18 protein-coding genes and 1 pseudogene are annotated in these 19,454 nt (G+C 60.1%); 9 read left to right on the top strand and 10 right to left on the bottom strand.

What is annotated here, in order from left to right; all coding sequences use genetic code 11:
* Nucleotides 1-58: 58 nt before the first annotated feature.
* The 3 genes from HCU66_RS22215 (at nt 59) to rlmF (ending at nt 4,785) form a co-directional block, all read left to right on the top strand.
* The gene (locus HCU66_RS22215) at nt 59-442 is read left to right on the top strand and encodes a DNA polymerase III subunit chi (RefSeq protein ID WP_205889971.1); all 384 of its coding nucleotides are present in this window, start codon (nt 59-61) and stop codon (nt 440-442) included.
* 237 nt (nt 443-679) lie between these two features.
* Nucleotides 680-3,526, top strand: coding sequence for a valine--tRNA ligase (locus HCU66_RS22210; RefSeq protein WP_205890596.1), 2,847 nt, complete (start codon nt 680-682; stop codon nt 3,524-3,526).
* 227 nt (nt 3,527-3,753) lie between these two features.
* Nucleotides 3,754-4,785, top strand: a complete 1,032-nt coding sequence (gene rlmF / locus HCU66_RS22205) for a 23S rRNA (adenine(1618)-N(6))-methyltransferase RlmF (protein WP_205890595.1) — start codon at nt 3,754-3,756, stop codon at nt 4,783-4,785.
* A gap of 98 nt (nt 4,786-4,883) precedes the next feature.
* Here the strand turns inward: rlmF and HCU66_RS22200 are convergent, their stop codons facing one another.
* Nucleotides 4,884-5,165: an HU family DNA-binding protein gene (locus tag HCU66_RS22200; protein ID WP_007905514.1), complete on the bottom strand. Its 282-nt coding sequence runs from the start codon at nt 5,163-5,165 to the stop codon at nt 4,884-4,886.
* A gap of 397 nt (nt 5,166-5,562) precedes the next feature.
* Between HCU66_RS22200 and yejK the strand changes: the two genes are divergently transcribed.
* Both yejK and HCU66_RS22190 read left to right on the top strand, forming a co-directional pair.
* Nucleotides 5,563-6,567 carry a nucleoid-associated protein YejK gene (yejK, locus tag HCU66_RS22195; RefSeq protein ID WP_205890594.1) on the top strand — a complete coding sequence of 335 codons (1,005 nt, stop codon included), beginning with the start codon at nt 5,563-5,565 and terminating at the stop codon, nt 6,565-6,567.
* Nucleotides 6,567-6,917 (top strand): glutaredoxin family protein, encoded by a 351-nt coding sequence (locus HCU66_RS22190; RefSeq protein ID WP_205890593.1) that lies wholly within the window; start codon nt 6,567-6,569, stop codon nt 6,915-6,917. The genes yejK and HCU66_RS22190 overlap by 1 nt, the downstream gene beginning before the upstream one ends.
* Before the next feature lie 57 nt (nt 6,918-6,974).
* Here the strand turns inward: HCU66_RS22190 and HCU66_RS22185 are convergent, their stop codons facing one another.
* From HCU66_RS22185 to HCU66_RS22165, 5 genes are all read right to left on the bottom strand, one after another.
* Nucleotides 6,975-7,910 (bottom strand): glutathione S-transferase family protein, encoded by a 936-nt coding sequence (locus HCU66_RS22185; protein ID WP_205890592.1) that lies wholly within the window; start codon nt 7,908-7,910, stop codon nt 6,975-6,977.
* Nucleotides 7,911-7,998: 88 nt separating this feature from the next.
* Entirely contained in the window at nt 7,999-8,319 is a 321-nt protein-coding gene (locus tag HCU66_RS22180) for a GIY-YIG nuclease family protein (RefSeq protein ID WP_205890591.1), read from the bottom strand.
* A gap of 40 nt (nt 8,320-8,359) precedes the next feature.
* Entirely contained in the window at nt 8,360-8,830 is a 471-nt protein-coding gene (locus tag HCU66_RS22175) for a nuclear transport factor 2 family protein (protein WP_205890590.1), read from the bottom strand.
* Nucleotides 8,831-8,930: 100 nt separating this feature from the next.
* Nucleotides 8,931-10,247 carry a CynX/NimT family MFS transporter gene (locus HCU66_RS22170; protein ID WP_205890589.1) on the bottom strand — a complete coding sequence of 439 codons (1,317 nt, stop codon included), beginning with the start codon at nt 10,245-10,247 and terminating at the stop codon, nt 8,931-8,933.
* Complete coding sequence (locus tag HCU66_RS22165; protein ID WP_205890588.1) at nt 10,237-10,896, bottom strand: FadR/GntR family transcriptional regulator; 660 nt, start codon at nt 10,894-10,896, stop codon at nt 10,237-10,239. The genes HCU66_RS22170 and HCU66_RS22165 overlap by 11 nt, the downstream gene beginning before the upstream one ends.
* A 174-nt stretch (nt 10,897-11,070) precedes the next feature.
* Between HCU66_RS22165 and HCU66_RS27205 the strand changes: the two are divergent.
* Nucleotides 11,071-11,250, top strand: a pseudogene (locus HCU66_RS27205) (transposase); the annotation flags it as partial.
* A gap of 142 nt (nt 11,251-11,392) precedes the next feature.
* On the opposite strand, the gene HCU66_RS22160 reads toward HCU66_RS27205, so the two are convergent.
* The 4 genes from HCU66_RS22160 to HCU66_RS22145 all read right to left on the bottom strand — a co-directional run bounded on the left by HCU66_RS22160 (nt 11,393) and on the right by HCU66_RS22145 (nt 15,571).
* Nucleotides 11,393-12,157: an amino acid ABC transporter ATP-binding protein gene (locus HCU66_RS22160; protein WP_123719451.1), complete on the bottom strand. Its 765-nt coding sequence runs from the start codon at nt 12,155-12,157 to the stop codon at nt 11,393-11,395.
* A 27-nt stretch (nt 12,158-12,184) separates the two neighbouring features.
* On the bottom strand, nt 12,185-13,282 hold the full coding sequence (locus HCU66_RS22155) for an amino acid ABC transporter permease (protein ID WP_205890587.1): 1,098 nt from the start codon (nt 13,280-13,282) through the stop codon (nt 12,185-12,187).
* A 10-nt stretch (nt 13,283-13,292) separates the two neighbouring features.
* Nucleotides 13,293-14,474 carry an amino acid ABC transporter permease gene (locus HCU66_RS22150; RefSeq protein ID WP_205890586.1) on the bottom strand — a complete coding sequence of 394 codons (1,182 nt, stop codon included), beginning with the start codon at nt 14,472-14,474 and terminating at the stop codon, nt 13,293-13,295.
* A 65-nt stretch (nt 14,475-14,539) separates the two neighbouring features.
* A complete protein-coding gene (locus HCU66_RS22145; protein WP_205890585.1) occupies nt 14,540-15,571 on the bottom strand; it encodes an amino acid ABC transporter substrate-binding protein in 1,032 nt (343 codons plus the stop codon).
* Between the two features lie 469 nt (nt 15,572-16,040).
* Here HCU66_RS22145 and HCU66_RS22140 point away from each other — a divergent pair, with 469 nt between their 5' ends.
* The 3 genes from HCU66_RS22140 (at nt 16,041) to HCU66_RS22130 (ending at nt 19,357) form a co-directional block, all read left to right on the top strand.
* Nucleotides 16,041-16,697, top strand: a complete 657-nt coding sequence (locus HCU66_RS22140; RefSeq protein WP_205890584.1) for an alpha/beta hydrolase — start codon at nt 16,041-16,043, stop codon at nt 16,695-16,697.
* 85 nt (nt 16,698-16,782) lie between these two features.
* Nucleotides 16,783-18,270 carry an ATP-dependent RNA helicase RhlB gene (gene rhlB, locus HCU66_RS22135; protein ID WP_205890583.1) on the top strand — a complete coding sequence of 496 codons (1,488 nt, stop codon included), beginning with the start codon at nt 16,783-16,785 and terminating at the stop codon, nt 18,268-18,270.
* A gap of 139 nt (nt 18,271-18,409) precedes the next feature.
* Entirely contained in the window at nt 18,410-19,357 is a 948-nt protein-coding gene (locus HCU66_RS22130) for an ornithine cyclodeaminase family protein (RefSeq protein WP_205890582.1), read from the top strand.
* Nucleotides 19,358-19,454: the final 97 nt, after the last annotated feature.

Below are 19,454 nucleotides of genomic sequence, written 5' to 3'. Positions count from 1 at the left end.
ACCGCGAACAGGGCTATCCTCTGCAAGATCACCGTTTACAGCGACTCTGAGCATTCCGATGGACACCCCGAAACCAACGCAAAAGTCCGCGCATCTGCTGGATGACCTCGAGTCGATCCGCCAACTGCTCGGCGATGACAACCTGCAACCGCCCTTGCTGACCGACACGGTCATCGAAGGCGATCAGGAACAGATCCCCATGCTGTTCGACACTGTCGGCAATCCGCCGAAGGTCGAGCCACCGCCACCTGCCCCAGCCGCCCAGCCGTTACCTGCCGCCGACAAAGGCCCCGACGCCCTGCTGCACCTGGACACCGAGTTGCGCGCCGCCGCGCAATTGATCATGCAAGACGTGATCGACGACTTCGCCCCGCACATCGAAACCGAAATCAAACGTCGCCTCGATGCGCGGATGGAACGGCTTCTCAGCCAATACGAGTAATCCTGCGACGAGCGGGCTTTTGTGGCGAGGGGGTTTACCCCCGTTCGGCTGCGAAGCAGTCGTAAAACCAACGTATGCGGTGCGTCAGATACACCACGACAGCAGGTTTTGGGGCCGCTTCGCGACCCAACGGGGGTAAACCCCCTCGCCACAGTCCGCACCTGCTCGCCCTATGCCCCGTGCCCCGCTATACTTGCCGGCTTTTCCTGATTAAATGCCAATAGGGTCCCGCCGCGCATGGATAAGACCTACCAGCCGCACGCCATTGAAACTTCCTGGTACAACACCTGGGAGTCCGAGAATTACTTCGCCCCGCAAGGCGCGGGCGAGTCCTACACCATCATGATCCCGCCGCCGAACGTCACCGGCAGCCTGCACATGGGTCACGGCTTCAACAACGCGATCATGGACGCCCTGATTCGTTTCCGCCGCATGCAGGGTCGCAACACCCTGTGGCAGCCGGGCACCGACCACGCCGGTATCGCCACGCAAATGCTGGTGGAGCGTCAACTCGAAGCCCAGGGCCAGAACCGCCATGATCTGGGCCGCGAGAAATTCCTCGAGAAGGTCTGGGAATGGAAGGATCAGTCCGGCGGCAACATCAGCCGTCAGATCCGCCGCCTCGGTTCGTCCGTGGACTGGAGTCGCGAGCGCTTCACCATGGACGACGGCCTCTCGGAAGCGGTGAAAGAAGCCTTCGTGCGTCTGCACGAAGACGGCCTGATCTATCGCGGCAAGCGCCTGGTCAACTGGGACACCAAGCTGCACACGGCGATTTCCGACCTCGAAGTGGAAAACCACGACGAGAAAGGTTTCCTGTGGAACCTGAAGTACCCGCTGGCCGATGGCGCCAAAACCGCTGAAGGCAACGACTACCTGATCGTCGCGACCACGCGTCCGGAAACCATGCTCGGCGACGCCGCCGTAGCCGTTAACCCGAACGATGAACGCTACAAAGCCCTGATCGGCAAATTTGTCGAGCTGCCGCTGGTCGGCCGCCGCATCCCGATCATCGCCGACGATTACTGCGACCCTGAATTCGGCACCGGCTGCGTGAAAATCACCCCGGCCCACGACTTCAACGACTACGAAGTCGGCAAGCGCCACAACCTGCCGCTGCTGAACATCTTCGACAAGAACGCTGACGTACTGCCGGCTGCCCAGGTGTTCAACCTCGACGGCAGCGTCAACGAGCAGATCGACGGCACGCTGCCCGCCGGGTTCGTCGGCCTCAACCGCTTCCAGGCCCGCAAGGAAATCGTCGCTGCGTTCGAAGCGGCCGGCCTGCTGGTCAGCGTCGACGATCACGCCCTGAAAGTGCCGAAAGGCGACCGCTCCGGCACCATCATCGAGCCGTGGCTGACCGACCAGTGGTACGTGTCGACCAAGCCATTGGCCGAGCCGGCCATTGCTGCGGTTGAAGACGGCCGCATTCAGTTCGTGCCCAAGCAATACGAAAACATGTACTTCTCGTGGATGCGCGACATCCAGGACTGGTGCATCAGCCGGCAGCTGTGGTGGGGCCACCGGATTCCGGCCTGGTACGACGAGTCGGGCAAAGTCTATGTCGGCCGCGACGAAGCCGAAGTACGTGCCAAGCACAACCTGGGCGCCGACGTTTCGTTGCAACAGGACAACGACGTTCTGGACACCTGGTTCAGTTCGGGTCTGTGGACCTTCTCCACGCTCGGCTGGCCGGAGCAGACCGAGTTCCTGAAGAAATTCCACTCCACCGACGTGCTGGTAACCGGTTTCGACATCATTTTCTTCTGGGTTGCCCGGATGATCATGCTCACCATGCACCTGGTGAAAAACGAAGACGGCACGCCGCAGGTTCCGTTCAAGACTGTTTATGTGCACGGCCTGGTACGTGATGGCCAGGGCCAGAAGATGTCCAAGTCCAAGGGCAACGTCCTGGACCCGCTGGACATCATCGACGGTATCGAGCTGGAAGAGCTGGTGCAGAAACGCACCTCCGGCCTGATGCAGCCGAAACTGGCGAAGAAGATCGAGAAGCAGACCCGCGACGAGTTCGCCGACGGTATCGCCAGCTACGGCACCGACGCCCTGCGCTTTACCTTCTGCTCGCTGGCGTCGACCGGTCGTGACATCAAGTTCGACATGGGTCGCGTCGAAGGCTACCGCAACTTCTGCAACAAGATCTGGAACGCCGCGCGCTACGTGCTGGATAAAGGCGAAGACTGCGGCCAGAACGGCGAAGCCTACGAGCTCTCGCTGGCGGATCGCTGGATCATCTCGCAGTTGCAACGCACCGAAGCCGAAGTGACCCGTCAACTCGATCAGTTCCGTTTCGACCTGGCGGCACAAGCCTTGTACGAGTTCATCTGGAACCAGTATTGCGACTGGTACCTGGAACTGTCCAAGCCTGTGCTGTGGGACGAAAACGCGCCGGTCGAACGTCAGCGCGGCACCCGTCGCACCCTGGTTCGCGTGCTGGAAGTGGCGCTGCGCCTGGCTCACCCGTTCATGCCGTTCATCACCGAAGAAATCTGGCAGCGCATCGCGCCGCTGGCCGGTATCGAAGGCAAGACGATCATGCTGCAACCGTGGCCAGTGGCCGTTGAGGCACGCATCGATCAAGCCGCCGAAGACGATATCGAATGGCTCAAGGGTTTGATGCTCGGCACGCGCAACATCCGTGGCGAGATGAACATCGGCCCGGGCAAACCGCTGAACCTGTTCCTGAAAAACGTCAGCGCCGAAGATCAGCGCCGCCTCACCGAGAACGAAGCCTTGCTGAAGAAGCTGGCTCGCCTCGAATCGATCACCGTTCTGGCGGCTGGCGAAGAAGCACCGCTGTCCGCCACCGCGCTGGTTGGCGAGATGGAAGTGCTGGTGCCGATGGCCGGCCTGATCGACAAGGACGCCGAACTGGCCCGTCTGGACAAGGAAATCCTGCGCCTGCAGGGCGAAGTTCAGCGCGTCGGCGGCAAGCTGTCCAACGCCGGTTTCGTCGACAAGGCTCCGGCCGAAGTCATCGAGAAGGAACGCGCCAAACTGGCCGAAGCCGAACAGGCTTTGGGCAAGCTGGCGGAGCAGCATGCGCGGATTGCCAGCTTGTAACGGCAAGTCGCAATGAAACAGGGAGGCCCGCGTGGTCTCCCTTTTTTATGCCTTTCACTTTTCGTCCAGACACCAAAAAACCTGTAGGAGCGGGCTTGCCCGCGAAAGCGNATGTTGACTGTACCGACGTCTTCGCGGGCAAGCCTCGCTCTTACAGGATCCCCGCGCGGCTATTGTCTGTGGGACAATGCCCACCACTTTAAGCCATACCCGAATCGACCTCGCCCATGACCGCCCCCAGCCCCCCCAAACCTGCGCGTAAAAAGCCCAAACCCGCGACCCCGGCCAAAACCGTGGAACCGCGCGAGAAGGCCAGCCTGCATCCGCGCAATCGCCATCAGGGTCGTTACGACTTCCCGGCGCTGATCAAGAGCACGCCGGAACTGGCGAAGTTCGTGATCATCAACCCGTACGGCAAGGAAAGCATCGACTTCGCCAGCCCGGACGCGGTGCGGGTGTTCAACCGGGCCCTGCTCAAGTCGTTCTACGGCATCGCCCATTGGGACATCCCGGCTGATTACCTGTGCCCGCCGGTTCCGGGCCGTGCCGACTACGTGCACTTTCTCGCCGACCTGCTGGCCAGCGCAAATGACGGCGTGATCCCCCGTGGCGCTGCCGTGAAGGTGCTGGACATCGGCATGGGCGCCAACTGCGTGTATCCGCTGATCGGCTACAGTGATTACCGCTGGCAGTTCCTCGGCTCGGAAATCGACTCGACCGCCATCGCCGCCGCCAAAGCCATCGTTCAGTCCAACGGTCTGAACAAAGCCATCCAGTTGCGTCAGCAGACCAACCCCAAGCAGATCCTGCTAGGCCTGCTGGAGGGGACTGAGCGGTTTGACCTGACGATGTGCAACCCGCCGTTCCATGCGTCCCTGGACGAAGCCACACGTGGCAGCACGCGCAAATGGCGCGCCTTGGGCAAAGCCGATCCGAAACGCAAGCTGCCGGTGCTGAACTTCGGCGGGCAGGCGGCAGAATTGTGGTGTGAGGGCGGTGAGGCGCGGTTTGTCACGCAGTTGATCAGCGAAAGCGCGCAGGTGTCGCAGCAAGTGTTGTGGTTCAGCACACTGGTCTCGAAAGCGTCCAACCTGCCCGCGATCCAGACCGCCCTGAAGAAGGCCGGCGCCCTGGAAAGCCAGGTGGTGGAAATGTCCCAAGGCCAGAAACAAAGCCGCTTCGTGGCCTGGACCTTCCAGACCAAGGCACAGCAACAAGCCTGGCGTCAGGCGCGCTGGGTCAAGGCATCAGGGGAATAAACAAGCGTGTTGCGGCGATTTACCCGATGTAAATCGTTGTAGCGGACACAAAAAAACCGTGCCCGGATTGCTCCGGCGCACGGTTTTTTTAACAAGTCTTACTTGTTGACAGCGTCGGTCAGGCCTTTGGCCACAACCAGCTTGATCACTTTCTTGGCAGCGATTTCGATGGCAGCGCCAGTCGAAGGGTTGCGGCCAGTACGGGCAGGACGCTCAGTCACTTTCAGCTTGCCGATGCCTGGCAGGGTGATTTCGCCGCCGTTTTCCAGCTGATCGGCAACGATTTGGCCCAGTTGGTCCAGAGCGTTACGCGCGGTGGTTTTTGGCGCGTCGATAGCTTCAGCGATGTCGGCGATCAGTTGGTCTTTAGTAAGAGCCATTGTAGTGTTCCTTCCCTATCAAATTCATATGGATTGCAGAGTGCAGTGTCAGCCATCGAGCCCGATCTTCTGGATCTGGCACCCTCGGCCATAACCACGACGAGTCGGGGTAATAGATACCGAAATCAGGGTTTGGTTCGACCTGACAAATGCTGAATGCACGCTTAACGCAGTGACTTCGCGTAAGACCGGGCAAAACTAGCACAGAGACGGGGAAATATCCGCCTCTAGCTACCCATTTGGTCAGCTTTATTGCTCTAAAACAGGAAAAAACTGCATAAGGGTCGCCGGACCGCTGCGAATTGCCCTTCGTACCGCGCCAAAACCAATGGTTGCGGTACACTGGGCGCTTTTTCGGGGGAGCGCGCCCTTCCCTCTTCAACCAGCCGAGAAGCCCATGCCGATCCGTCATTGCATCGTCCACCTGATCGACAAAAAACCCGACGGCACACCCGCAGTTCTTCACGCCCGCGACTCTGAACTGGCTGAGTCCGCGGCCATCGAGAACATGCTCGCCGACCTGAACGAAAGCTATAACGCCAAACAGGGCAAAGCCTGGGGGCTGTTCCATCCGGAGTCCGGCGCGTTTCCATTCAGCGGCTGGCTGAAGGAATACCTCGACGGCGGCCAGGACTTCACGGCCTTCAGCCGGGTGGCGGTGGAGCATCTGCAAAAGCTGATGGAAGAGTCCAACCTCTCGGTCGGTGGCCACGTACTGTTCGCCCATTACCAGCAAGGCATGACCGATTACCTGGCCATCGCCCTGCTGCACCACAGCGAAGGCGTGGCGGTGACCGATCAGTTGGACGTGACCCCGTCGCGACATCTGGACCTTGGCCAGTTGCACCTGGCCGCGCGGATCAACATCTCCGAGTGGCAGAACAACAAGCAGTCCAAACAGTACATCTCCTTCATCAAGGGCAAGAACGGCAAGAAGGTCTCGGAGTATTTCCGCGACTTCATCGGCTGCCAGGAAGGCGTCGACGGCCCGGGCGAAACCCGCACCTTGCTCAAGGCCTTCAGTGACTTCGTCGAAAGCGAAGACCTGCCGGAAGAGTCCGCGCGCGAGAAGACCAAGACCCTGGTGGATTACGCCAGCAGCCAGGCCAAGCTCGGCGAACCGATGGGTCTTGAAGAACTCTCGGAGCTTATCGACGAGGATCGTCCGAAAGCCTTCTACGATCACATCCGCAACAAGGACTACGGTCTGTCCCCGGAGATCCCGGCGGATAAGCGCACCCTGAACCAGTTCCGCCGCTTCACCGGCCGTGCCGAAGGCCTGTCGATCAGCTTCGAAGCGCACCTGCTGGGCTCGAAGATCGAATACGACGAAGAGGCCGGCACGCTGATCATCAAGGGCCTGCCGACCCAACTGACCGACCAGCTCAAGCGACGCAACTGATGCTCGGCGGCGTGTTGAAAAAATGCCTGCTGATCCTGCTGGTGATTGTGGTTTACCAGAACTGGGGCAAGATCGAGCGGGTACTTCACCCCTCGCAGGTGGTGTCCGAGCAGACCCAGGCCAAGGCCAACGTCGTGCTCTACGCCACTGACTGGTGCGGCTACTGCAAGCTGACCCGACGCTTTCTCGATCAGAAAGGCATTCCATACAAGGAATTCGATATCGAGAAGGATGCCGTGGCGCGCAAAGCCTATGAGGCACTCGGTGGACGCGGGATTCCGATCATCGATGTGAACGGAACGTTGATTCGCGGGTATGACCCGGACCAGGTGCTTGCCGCCCTGAAGTAACCATCAGCGTCAGACCATCCTTGTGGCGAGGGGGCAAGCCCCCTCGCCACAAGTGCGTCAGCAAGCCTCTATACGAAACCCGAACCGCGGAAAGTGCACATGCACCACGCCAGCTCGCTCGTCTTCGCGACGCAGAATCAACTCTTCGCTACCGGCAAACAACAACTCACCCGCCACCGGATCAACCCCGTAGTCGGTCGCTGCGATCACCACCTGCTGACCAACCTCGAACCCGTTCGGTTCATCGAACGACTCATCCGGCAATGCGGCCGGTGTGGCATGGCGGGCAATGCTCAGCGCCTCCTCGGCGGTCATCTCGCTGAACGCGCCATGACCAAAGCCCATCACCCGACCAAACCATGCTGAAACGGCCGGATAAGCGTCCACCAACGGTGACGTCACGTGCGTCGCCTTGAGGAACCACAATGAGTGAGCCAGGGCAAAGTCGGCAATCGACGGTTCGCCGAACAGGAAGTCCCCCTGCTCGCGCTGAAGCTGCTGCTCCAGACGCGCCATGATCGTTGGCCACTGATGCCGGGCCTGCTCGGCCGACAACCGTGTGGCGCTGCCACCGCTGAACAAGCCGGCGCGATCGGCCAGGAATGCCTTGATCGCTTCGGGCGACAATTTGCCGAAGCGCACCGCCACCGAGGCTGGCTGGAACACCAGGCTGACCGCATGCTGGAACACCACCGAATCGGCCCACGCCGCGAAGGTCGCCGCGACCATTTCCTGGCCTTCCGGGAAAAACGCCGGCGAAGCTTTTTCCTGCTCCAGACGACGAGCGATCAACGCGGTGTCGCAATAGACATCAGCACCGATCTGCAACACCGGCGTCTTGCGGTAGCCACCGGTCAGGGCCGTCAGGTCGGGTTTGGGCATCATCCGGGGAATTATCACAGAACGCCAGGACAACCCCTTGAAGCCCAGCAGCAAGCGGGCCTTTTCGGCGAAAGGGGACGTCGGGTAATGATGCAGAATCAACTCGGACATGCTCGGCTCCGCCGCTCGGATAAGGAGCCAGCAGCTTAGCGCGCAATCGGCAGGCAGCCTACCCATCTGCCTGATGGGCACTTATCAGTCAGTTTGATAAGCCCGCCGCTGCACTCGCCACCAGACATTCCTTCGCGCTTTTCTTGAGTTTTTTGATCAGCCGCTCCTGGCGCAATGCATCGCTCTTGTCACGACAAAGTTCGGTGTAGACCAGCGCCATGGCGGGGCTTGAGAGGAAGAAGCGCGCGCCCTTGCCACTTTGATGCTTGGCGAAGCGGCGCACGGGATCGTCGCTGATCCCGCAGTAGAGCGAACCATTGGCCGCGCGAACGAGGTAGACGAACCAGGGTTTGCTGACGGGCAGCGACGGTTCGGCGGCAATGACGGAAGATTCGCTCGAAGTGCTCACGTGACGATCAAGGCTTGATAGGAAACAAGCCGCGATCTTATCAGCGACTGGCCTGGAATGCCTTCAACCCCTTCAAGGCCTGAGCACGCACGGCGTTACCCACCAGCGGGGTCCAGCCCAACAACAGCCCTTTGAAACCCAGTGCCTGACGCGACCAGCGCCACAGATCAAAGTTGTCGTGGTGCTCGCAGATCTTGCCGTCGCGAAACACGAAACGCGCCTGAATGTCATTGACCACGATATTGCCGGTCTGGCTGAACAGGTACGTCGCCACCCAATGGGCGCCGCCAGTGCGCTCATCGCTGCGCACGTTATCGAAGGTCAGGGAGAAGTCCTTGGCGCGGGTCGTGAGCATGCGCCACATATCGCCGGCATCGCGCCCGCGCAGCTCGCCGAACGCCGGATCGCTGAACACCACGTCGTCGGTGTAGCAGGCGCTCATGGCCTCGGCATCCAGCCGCTGGAAGGCTTGGTAGAACCGGGTGATCAAGGCGTTGTGGGCATCACTCATAGACAGACTCCGGAGAATAGGCAGATTGCCAGCACGATAATCTGCAAACGGACGAAACACCATCAGCATTCGCACTCCGAATACCGACAGTGTGCCCGAATCAGATCCTTTCGCTTTCGACCTGCACGTACAACGAACGCCCGGCACCGAGGCCGGCGATGATCGCGCCGAAACCGATCACGCCGAAGATCCAGCCCAGGGCGCTCCAGCCGCCGGTCCAGTCATGCACCACGCCGACCGCGAACGGCCCCATCGACGCCAGGGTGTAACCGAAGCCCTGGGCCATGCTCGACAGGTTGGCCGCGACATGGGCGTCCCGTGAGCGCAGTACGATCAGGGTCAATGCCAGGCTGAACGTAGCGCCCTGCCCCAATCCCAGCAGAATCGCCCAACCCCACAGACCATCGAGTGGTGCATAGAGGCAACCGAACAAGCCGCCAAGGGTCATGGCCATGACGATCACGATCGCCGGTCGCTGATCCTTGCCACGGGTCGCCAGCCATGGCGCTGCCAGCGAACTGACCAACTGGACAATTACCGAACCCGACAGCACCAGACCCGCTTGGGTTGGCGTCAGACCGCGACCGATCAGAATCGACGGTAACCAACCGAACACGATGTAGGCCAAAGACGATTGCAGGCCCATGTACAAGGTCACTTGCCAGGCCAACGGGTCGCGCAACAAACCTCGGACCCGATAGGCAACGTGGTGCGCGCCGTGTTTCTGACCCACTTGCGGCAGCCAGAACATCGCCGCGACCAACGCCGGAACCATCCAGAAGCCGAGGCCCAGGGCCCAGCTCTTGTCGAAATGTTCGCTCAACGGCACGGTCGCGCCAGCCGCCATGGCCGCGCCCAGGCATAGCGCCATGGTGTAGACGCCGGTCATGGTGCCGGCCTGTTTCGGGAAGTCGCGCTTGACGATGCCAGGCAACAGCACGCCGATCACCCCGATGCTGGCGCCGGCCAGCACGCTGCCGGCGAACAGGCCGACCTGGCCGAACGAACTGCGCAACATGATCCCGCCGGCCAGCATCAGGAGAATCCCCAGCACCACCCGCTCGGCACCGAAACGTCGCGCCAGCACCGGTGCCAACGGGGCGAACAGACCGAGGCAAAGTACCGGCAAGGTTGTCAGCAATCCGGCCTGGGCGGCCGATAACCCCAGCGTTTTCGAGACCTCGCTGAGCAACGGCGCCATGCTCGACAGCGCCGGACGCAGGTTCAGCGCCACCAGAATCAGGCCCAGCAGCAACAGCCACGGCCGCCGCAGGAGTGGATGACTGTGCTGCACCTCTTCGTCATCGGCCTCGGCGTCGATCAACAGCTCTTCGAGCTCCGCCGTACGCTTGAGTTCAGTGATGCGGCTATTGCTGGCCTGTTGGCTGGACATCGGGTTCTCGGTATCAAGGTTCATTGATCAACTGCCTCGTGAGGGCCTTGGCCCGTTCCGGGTCGCGTTGTTCGACGGCATCGAGCAGTTCGACATGAAGGTCGAACACCGCTTGGCGTCGGGGCGAAATATTCAGGGTCTGACGCAACTGCGCGCCCACGATGCTGGAGAAGTAGCGATACAGCTCGCTGAGGGTCGGGTTGTGCGCCGCGTCCACCAGACGACGGTGAAACATCAAGTCGCAGGCAATGTAGGTGTCGAGATCGCCGTGGTAGTGACTGCCGCTGACGTGTAGTGCTTCGCGCAACGCCACCAGGTCTTCATCGGTACGGCGTAACGCAGCCAGACCGATGGCTTCGACTTCCAGGATGTGCCGGGTTTCCCGGGCCTGCTCCTGGGTACAACGGGACAACGCTTTCAGGGTGTCCAGCGGATCGACCACCGCCCGCAGGTAGCTGCCATCGCCCTGGCGGATCTCGATCAACCCGGAAAACGCCAACACGCGCATGGCTTCGCGCACAGTGTTGCGGCTGATGCCCAGCTCAGTCGCCAATTCCGGCTCGGTGGGCAAGCGCTGGCCGACCGTCCAGGCACCTTGATTAATGCGCAGGCGCAACTGGTCCAGGGCCTGATCGACCAAGGATCGTTTAATTAATGGAGAAATATCTGACATAGGATTCGCCTTTTCATCCAATCATAGGATGAATTTTCTGACATGTTAGTCAGCTTCATCCGACAAGGCAACGGGCTCACGTAAACCCTGTAGGAGCCGGCTTGCTGGCGATGGCGATCGTACCGACACATTCAGAACTGACCCCTCACTATTGCGTACTAGCCTTCTGTTTCGGCGGTAAACGCGCGACTGGAGCGCAGAGGGACGGTATGGCAGAGAGGTTTCCATGATCGCGCGATTCGCCGTGAAGCGGATCTGCAAGCGGTCGCCCGATACATCGTTGCCAATCCATTGCGTGCGGGGCTTGTCACACGTGTGCACGATTACCCATTGTGGGATGCCAAATGGCTATAGCCGGGGTACTCGGTGGCGTCTGGTATGCCGCCATCGCCAGCAAGCCGGCTCCTACAGGGTTCGCGGTCAGTATGTGGAGCGTTTCATTGGAGCAAAAAAAACCCGGAACAGAGTCCGGGTTTATTTCACTGCCAAGCGTCTATCAATGCAGGATCTGGCTCAGGAACAGCTTGGTGCGCTCGTTCTGCGGGTTGTCGAAGAAGTCGTTCGGCGCGGCCTGTTCGACGATTTCACCCTTGTCCATGAAGATCACGCGGTTGGCCACGGTGCGGGCGAAGCCCATTTCGTGGGTCACGCAGAGCATGGTCATGCCGTCTTCGGCCAGGCCGATCATGGTGTCCAGAACCTCTTTCACCATCTCTGGGTCGAGTGCCGATGTCGGTTCGTCGAACAGCATGATTTTCGGTTTCATGCACAGGGCACGGGCAATTGCCACACGCTGTTGCTGACCGCCGGACAGCTGCCCCGGGTATTTATGCGCCTGCTCCGGAATGCGTACGCGCTCCAGGTAATGCATGGCGATTTCCTCGGCCTTGCGCTTGGGCATCTTGCGCACCCACATCGGCGCCAGGGTGCAGTTCTGCAGGATGGTCAGGTGCGGGAACAGGTTGAAGTGCTGGAACACCATGCCGACTTCACGGCGGATCGCTTCGATCTGCTTGAGGTCGTTGGTCAGTTCCACGCCATCAACCACGATGCGGCCCTGCTGGTGTTCTTCCAGACGATTGAGGCAGCGGATGGTGGTGGATTTGCCGGAACCCGACGGGCCGCACAAAACGATACGCTCGCCCTGTTTGACGTTCAGGTTGATGTCTTTCAACACGTGGAACTGGCCGTACCACTTGTTCACGCCCTGCATCTGAATAATGCCTTCGGGGCTCACTGTCTTTTTGATTGCTTCGCTCATCACAAACTTCCTAAATTAGGTACTGCTTTAGCGCTTGTGGCCAGTGTCCAGCTTGCGTTCCAAATGCATGGAATAGCGGGACATACCAAAACAGAAAATCCAGAACACCAGGGCCGCGAACACATAGCCTTCAGTGGCCATGCCCAGCCACTTCGGGTCGGCGGCGGCTTGCTTGACGCTGTTGAGCAGGTCGAACAGGCCGATGATGATCACCAGGCTCGTGTCCTTGAACAGCGCAATGAAGGTGTTAACGATGCCAGGGATCACCAGCTTCAGGGCTTGCGGCAGAATCACCAGGCCCATGCTGCGCCAGTAACCGAGGCCCATCGCGGCAGCGGCTTCGTACTGACCTTTGGGGATCGCTTGCAGACCGCCACGCACCACTTCGGCAATGTAGGCCGACTGGAACAGGATCACGCCGATCAGCGCCCGCAGCAGTTTGTCGAAGTTCATGCCTTCGGGCAGGAACAACGGCAACATCACCGAAGACATGAACAGCACCGTGATCAACGGCACACCGCGCCAGAACTCGATGAAGGTCACGCAGACCACGCGAATCGCCGGCATGTTCGAACGACGGCCCAGGGCCAGCACGATACCCAGCGGCAATGCACCGACGATACCGACGGTAGCGATCACCAGGGTCAGCATCAGGCCGCCCCACTGACTGGTCGCCACGGTGCTCAGACCGAACAGGCCGCCGTGCAGCAGGAAGTAGGCAATGATCGGATAGAGCACCAGAAAGCTCAGGCCGTAAATTGCCTTGTGCGCAACCCTCGCGACGAACAACGGCGCCACGCCGATCACCGCCAGCCACACGGTCAGGTCCACGCGCCAGCGCAAGTCCACCGGGTAGTAGCCATACATGAACTGGCCAAAGCGCTGCTGGATGAACACCCAGCAGGCGCCATCCTTGGTGCAGTCGGCGCGGGTGGTGCCGACCCAATTGGCGTCAAGGATCGCCCAGCTCACGATCGGCGGAACGATCAGGTAAATCAGATAGAACGCGAACAGCGTCAGCAGGGTGTTGAGCCAGCTGGAAAACATGTGCGCCCGCATCCACGCCACGACACCGATGCTGCTGCTCGGCGGGGGCATGTCGGGTTTGAAAGTATGAGTCGTCATGCGCTCTTCCTTACCGCTCGATCAGCGCAATGCGCTTGTTGTACCAATTCATCAGCAGGGAAATGCTGATACTGATCGCCAGGTACACGCTCATGGTGATGGCAATCACCTCGATGGCCTGCCCGGTCTGGTTCAGCACCGTACCGGCAAACAGCGAGACCATTTCCGGATAACCGATACCGGCCGCCAGCGAGGAGTTTTTCGCCAGGTTCAGGTATTGGCTGGTCAGCGGCGGAATGATCACGCGCAGGGCTTGCGGGATGATCACCTTGCGCAGGGTCGGACCGTTGCGCAGCCCCAGCGAGTGGGCCGCTTCGGTCTGGCCGTGGCTGACCGACTTGATGCCCGAACGCACGATCTCGGCAATGAACGCCGCGGTGTACACGGTCAGCGCCAGGGTCAGTGCCAGCAGTTCAGGGATCAGCACCCAGCCGCCGACAAAGTTGAAACCTTGCAGCTGTGGCATTTCCCAATGCAGCGGCGCGCCGAAGATCAATGCGCACAACGCAGGGACCACCAGGAACATCGCCAGGCCTACCCAGAACTTGTGGAACGGCTCGCCGGTTTCTTCGAAACGCTTGTTGGCCCAACGGGTCATCAGCACGATGGCGACGATGGCCACGACGATGCTTGCCACAAACGGCCAGAAACCATCCGCCGTCAACGCTGCCGGCATGTTCAGGCCGCGGCTGCTAACAAAGAAGGTGTCACCGAAGTTATGGCTGTTGCGCGGCCCTGGCATGGTCAGGAATACCGCGAAGTACCAGAACAGGATTTGCAGCAGCGGCGGAATGTTACGAAAGACCTCTACATACACCGTCGCCAGCTTGGCAATGATCCAGTTCTTCGACAGCCGTGCCACACCGACGATGAAACCCAGGAGCGTCGCCAGGATCACGCCTATAAAGGTGACCAACAGGGTGTTGAGCAAACCGATGACAAACACTCGGGCATAGCTGTCCGATTCGGTGTAGTCGATCAGGTGCTGAGCGATGCCGAAACCGGCGCTGCGCTCAAGAAAGTCGAAACCCGAGGTGATGCCCCGGTGCTGGAGGTTGGTTTGCGTGTTGTCGAACAGAAACCAGCCCAACGAGACCACCGCCACAATGGTGATGATCTGGAATACCCACGCACGCACTCGTGGATCGCTGAGGCTGAGCCTCTGCTTTGGTGCGCCGATTGAATTTTGCATGAAGTGCCCCGGAAATAATGGAACAGAACATCACCCGGCGGTTGGCCCGCCGGGGGATAGAACCATCAGCGCACTGGTGGTGCGTATTGAATGCCGCCGTTGTTCCACAGAGCGTTCAGCCCGCGGTCGATTTCCAGCGCAGTGCTCTTGCCAAGGTTCCTCTCGAACACTTCGCCGTAGTTACCGACTTGCTTGACGATCTGCACGACCCAGTCTTTCTTCACTTTCAGGTCTTTGCCGTATTCACCGTCAGTGCCCAGCATACGAGCCACATCCGGGTTCTTGGTGGCTTTGGCTTCGGCTTCGACGTTCTTCGAAGTGATGCCAGCTTCTTCAGCGTTGAGCATGGCGTAGCCAGTCCAGCGCACGATGGCCAGCCACTCGTCGTCGCCATTACGCACGACCGGGCCCAGCGGCTCTTTGGAGATGGTTTCTGGCAGAACCACGTAGTCCTTCGGCGAGGCCAGCTTGCTGCGCTGGGCGAACAGCTGGGACTTGTCGGAGGTCAGTACGTCGCAACGACCGGATTCCAGCGACTTGGCGCTTTCGTCGGAGGTGTCGAAGGTGATCGGGGTGTATTTCAGGCCGTTGCCGCGGAAGTAGTCGGAAACGTTCAGCTCGGTGGTGGTACCGGCCTGGATGCAGATGGTCGCGCCATCAAGCTCTTTGGCGCTCTTGACGCCCAGCTTGTTGTTCACCAGGAAGCCGATGCCGTCGTAGTAAGTGATGAAGCCTGGGAATTTCAGACCCATGCCTGCGTCACGGGAGCTGGTCATGGTGGTGTTGCGCGACAGGATGTCAATTTCGCCCGATTGCAGCGCGGTGAAGCGCTCCTTGGCGTTCAGCTGGCTGAACTTGACCTTGGTCGCGTCGCCGAATACGGCAGCGGCCACAGCACGGCAGAAGTCAGCATCGATACCAACGATCTTGCCAGTGGAGTCCGGAACCGAGAAGCCCGGCAGACCGTCACTGACGCCGCACTGTACGAAACCTTTCTTCTGCACTGCATCCAGGGTTGCACCCGCCTGAGCGAACCCACTGACACCGAGCACCGCGGCGGCAGTCACGACGGCCAGGGTGGATTTCAACATCTTCATTCAAACCTCCAGTTTTGCTCTTGTTGTGTCGGAGCTTGAGCCCTGTCGCACCCTTTTGAGGCGTTGTTGACCCGTGTTGGCTTTTTTTAGGGTCAACCGACGTAAGGACCGTCGCTATGAGTCTAGTAGGAGAAAATCCACATTATGGACAACTCCCTTCTCACCAATCGGCCGAACGGGCTGTAGCCCTTTCACGTTCGCGAAGCCCGTAGCGGCCACTGGCGAACATCCATCACCGGATTCTTTGCTATCCCACGACCAGCCGTACACTGATAGTGTTACCGCCAGGCATGAGATTAGTTGCACAGGTTTTCCCATAGCAAAGCCCGTACCAGACCGCTTGCTAAATCGGTTCAGGGACAGGTCAATAGCAAAACATTCAGCCTTGCGACATTTTATTAACTGATCAACCAGGCGCGCACTCGGATCTCGCACTTCATGCGCGCGCACGCACAAATATGGAGCACCCATGACCGAGCCCTTGATTCTTCAACCCGTCAAGCCCGCAGACGCCTGCGTCATCTGGCTGCACGGGCTGGGCGCCGACCGCTACGACTTTTTGCCGGTGGCCGAAGCGCTACAGGAAAGTCTGCTCACCACCCGTTTCGTTTTACCCCAGGCTCCGACTCGCGCGGTCACCATCAACGGTGGCTACGAGATGCCAAGCTGGTACGACATATTGGCCATGAGCCCGGCACGCGCGATCAACCGCGAACAGTTGGAGCAGTCCGCGCAACGGGTGATTGAATTGATCGAAGAGCAGAAAGCCAGCGCAATAGACGCCTCGCGGATCTTTCTCGCCGGTTTTTCCCAAGGCGGCGCCGTGGTGTTGCACACCGTTTTTCTGAAATGGCAGGGACCGTTGGGCGGCGTACTTGCGCTCTCTGCTTATGCCCCGACCTTCAGCGATGAACTGGAGCTTTCCGCCAGCCAGCAGCGCATTCCCGTGCTGTCGTTGCATGGCCAGTATGATGACGTCGTGCAAAATTCGATGGGGCGGACCGCCTACGAGTATTTAAAGCTGCATGGTGTCACCGCGACATGGCAGGAATACCCAATGGGCCATGAAGTGTTACCCGAAGAAATTCGTGACATCGGCGTCTGGCTCGCCGAGCGTTTGCGCTAAAAGTCACCCATTGATCCATCCCACTACGCCGCGCCCGATTCTTGCATTACACTGGCCGGCGTACATTCCTTAACCAATTGATGAGATGACCGTGCTCAAAGCACTCAAGAAAATGTTCGGTAAAAGCGAGGCTGAGCAGCTCGCGCCAGGCTCCAGCGCTCCTTCTCATACCCCCAGCCACCGCACCGACGGTAATCAGCCTGGCCGGACCGCCACCATAGCGGCACCGAAACACGAGCCAGTGAACGCACCGACCGCTCCCTCTGCCCCGGCCATCGCCTCTGAGCAGCCGCGCAGCGAAGCGCCGAAACCAGCCAAACCGCGTCGCGAACCCAAGCCAAAAGCGCCGGTTATTCCCTGGAAACTCGAAGACTTCGTCGTCGAACCCCAGGAAGGCAAAACCCGCTTCCACGATTTCAAACTCGCCCCCGAACTGATGCACGCCATTCAGGACCTGGGCTTTCCGTATTGCACGCCGATCCAGGCACAGGTGCTTGGTTTCACCCTCGCGGGCAAAGACGCCATCGGTCGCGCCCAGACCGGCACCGGCAAAACCGCCGCGTTCCTGATTTCGATCATCACTCAGCTGCTGCAAACCCCGCCGCCCAAAGAACGCTACATGGGTGAACCGCGGGCGCTGATCATCGCCCCGACCCGGGAACTGGTGGTGCAGATCGCCAAGGACGCGGCCGACCTGACCAAGTACACGGGCCTCAACGTCATGACGTTTGTCGGCGGCATGGACTTCGACAAGCAACTCAAGCACCTCGAAGCCCGTCACTGCGACATCCTGGTGGCCACTCCGGGCCGCTTGCTCGACTTCAACCAGCGCGGCGACGTGCACCTGGACATGGTCGAAGTGATGGTGCTGGACGAAGCCGACCGGATGCTCGACATGGGATTCATCCCGCAAGTGCGTCAGATCATTCGCCAGACGCCACCCAAGAGCGAACGTCAGACGCTGCTGTTCTCCGCCACCTTCACCGACGACGTGATGAACCTGGCCAAGCAATGGACCACTGATCCTGCCATCGTCGAAATCGAAGTCACGAACGTGGCCAGCGAAAACGTCGAGCAGCACATCTACGCGGTAGCCGGCGCCGATAAATACAAGTTGCTCTATAACCTGGTCAACGATAATGGCTGGGAGCGGGTGATGGTCTTCGCCAACCGCAAGGACGAAGTGCGGCGCATCGAAGAACGCCTGGTGCGCGACGGTGTCAACGCGGCGCAACTGTCTGGCGATGTGCCGCAGCACAAGCGCATCAAGACCCTGGAAGGTTTCCGCGAAGGCAAGATCCGCGTGCTGGTGGCCACCGATGTTGCCGGTCGCGGCATTCACATCGACGGCATCAGCCACGTCATCAACTTCACCTTGCCGGAAGTCCCGGACGACTACGTGCACCGTATCGGTCGTACCGGCCGTGCTGGCGCCGATGGCGTGTCCATCAGCTTTGCCGGTGAAGACGACTCCTACCAGCTACCGTCCATCGAGGCGCTGCTGGGTCGCAAGATCAGTTGTGAAATGCCACCGACGCATCTGCTGCGGGCGGTTGAGCGCAAGCGCCCGTAACGCGGGTCGCCGGATAAAAGGCGCAGCCGGAAACGGACTGCGCTTTTTTTTCGTCCGGCTTTTTCAACAAGGGCTTGCTCGAGACAACTAAAAGTCCATAATGGACAAATTAGTTTACTTTCAATGCCCGGAGCCGCCCATGCCCAGCACGCCTTACGTGATCACCCAACCCCAGGCCCGCGAACGGCTGGCGCAAGTCGATGTGCCGCAGATCCTGCGCAAGCTGTTCCGCGACCTGGCTGCCGGGCAAGCCGTGCAACCGGCGCAGCAGTTAGTGGAGTTCCCGAAAGGCGCCGGGGACTTCATCAATTATCTGGGTGTGTTGGCCGAAGACGGCGTGTATGGCGTCAAGACGTCGCCCTACATCGTGCGCGAGCAAGGCCCGCTGGTAACTGCCTGGACGCTGCTGATGTCGATGCAGACCGGCCAGCCGCTGCTGCTCTGTGATGCCGGTGAACTGACCACGGCCCGCACCGCAGCGACGACGGCAGTGGCGGTCGATGCCCTCGCCCCGCTCAAGGCCCGGCGTCTGGCGATCATCGGCAGCGGCAAGGTGGCCCAGGCGCACCTGCACTACGTCAAGGACCTGCGGGACTGGCAAAGCATCAACCTGTATTCGCCGAGCCTGCGCGGCAAGAACGCCGAAGCGTTGGCGCAACTCAAAAACCTCGATCCGCGCCTGACGCTCGTCGACAGTCGCGACGCCGCGATTCAAGACGCCGACGTGATCATGCTCTGCACCTCGTCCGCCGGCCCGGTGATCGACCCGTCCATCTTGAGCAAACCGGCGCTGATCACCTCCATCAGCACCAACGCCCCGCGCGCCCATGAAGTGCCGCCACAGAGCCTCAAAGACATGCAGGTGTTCTGCGACTATCGTCAGACCACCCCGGGCTCGGCCGGTGAAATGCTGATCGCCGGTGAACAGCATGGCTGGGACAAAAGCGCGATTATCGGCGACCTGCCCGATTTGCTCAGCGAAAAAGTGCAGCGCCCCGACTACGACCGACATGTGTTCTTCCGCTCCATCGGCCTGGGCCTGGAAGACATCGCACTGGCCAATGCCCTTTACCAATTACAGCGCTAACACCACAAACCTGTAGGAGCGAGGCTTGCCCGCGATGGCGGTGTGTCAGTCTCAATCTATGTTTACTGATACACCGCCTTCGCGGGCAAGCCTCGCT

It is taken from the genome of Pseudomonas frederiksbergensis (assembly GCF_017114915.1).
In the GTDB taxonomy this organism is placed as follows: domain Bacteria; phylum Pseudomonadota; class Gammaproteobacteria; order Pseudomonadales; family Pseudomonadaceae; genus Aquipseudomonas; species Aquipseudomonas frederiksbergensis_I.
This window is presented reverse-complemented; position numbering and strand designations above follow the sequence as displayed.

Coding starts and splice junctions, on each gene's coding strand:
- HCU66_RS22165 (WP_205890588.1), bottom strand. CDS start 10,896: ATGTCAGATATTTCTCCATTAATTAAACGATCCTTGGTCGATCAGGCC.
- HCU66_RS22155 (WP_205890587.1), bottom strand. CDS start 13,282: ATGACGACTCATACTTTCAAACCCGACATGCCCCCGCCGAGCAGCAGC.
- HCU66_RS22185 (WP_205890592.1), bottom strand. CDS start 7,910: ATGTCCGAGTTGATTCTGCATCATTACCCGACGTCCCCTTTCGCCGAA.
- HCU66_RS22215 (WP_205889971.1), top strand. CDS start 59: ATGGACACCCCGAAACCAACGCAAAAGTCCGCGCATCTGCTGGATGAC.
- HCU66_RS22190 (WP_205890593.1), top strand. CDS start 6,567: ATGCTCGGCGGCGTGTTGAAAAAATGCCTGCTGATCCTGCTGGTGATT.
- HCU66_RS22150 (WP_205890586.1), bottom strand. CDS start 14,474: ATGCAAAATTCAATCGGCGCACCAAAGCAGAGGCTCAGCCTCAGCGAT.
- HCU66_RS22210 (WP_205890596.1), top strand. CDS start 680: ATGGATAAGACCTACCAGCCGCACGCCATTGAAACTTCCTGGTACAAC.
- rhlB (WP_205890583.1), top strand. CDS start 16,783: ATGACCGTGCTCAAAGCACTCAAGAAAATGTTCGGTAAAAGCGAGGCT.
- HCU66_RS22140 (WP_205890584.1), top strand. CDS start 16,041: ATGACCGAGCCCTTGATTCTTCAACCCGTCAAGCCCGCAGACGCCTGC.
- rlmF (WP_205890595.1), top strand. CDS start 3,754: ATGACCGCCCCCAGCCCCCCCAAACCTGCGCGTAAAAAGCCCAAACCC.
- HCU66_RS22130 (WP_205890582.1), top strand. CDS start 18,410: ATGCCCAGCACGCCTTACGTGATCACCCAACCCCAGGCCCGCGAACGG.
- yejK (WP_205890594.1), top strand. CDS start 5,563: ATGCCGATCCGTCATTGCATCGTCCACCTGATCGACAAAAAACCCGAC.
- HCU66_RS22175 (WP_205890590.1), bottom strand. CDS start 8,830: ATGAGTGATGCCCACAACGCCTTGATCACCCGGTTCTACCAAGCCTTC.
- HCU66_RS22145 (WP_205890585.1), bottom strand. CDS start 15,571: ATGAAGATGTTGAAATCCACCCTGGCCGTCGTGACTGCCGCCGCGGTG.
- HCU66_RS22160 (WP_123719451.1), bottom strand. CDS start 12,157: ATGAGCGAAGCAATCAAAAAGACAGTGAGCCCCGAAGGCATTATTCAG.
- HCU66_RS22170 (WP_205890589.1), bottom strand. CDS start 10,247: ATGAACCTTGATACCGAGAACCCGATGTCCAGCCAACAGGCCAGCAAT.
- HCU66_RS22200 (WP_007905514.1), bottom strand. CDS start 5,165: ATGGCTCTTACTAAAGACCAACTGATCGCCGACATCGCTGAAGCTATC.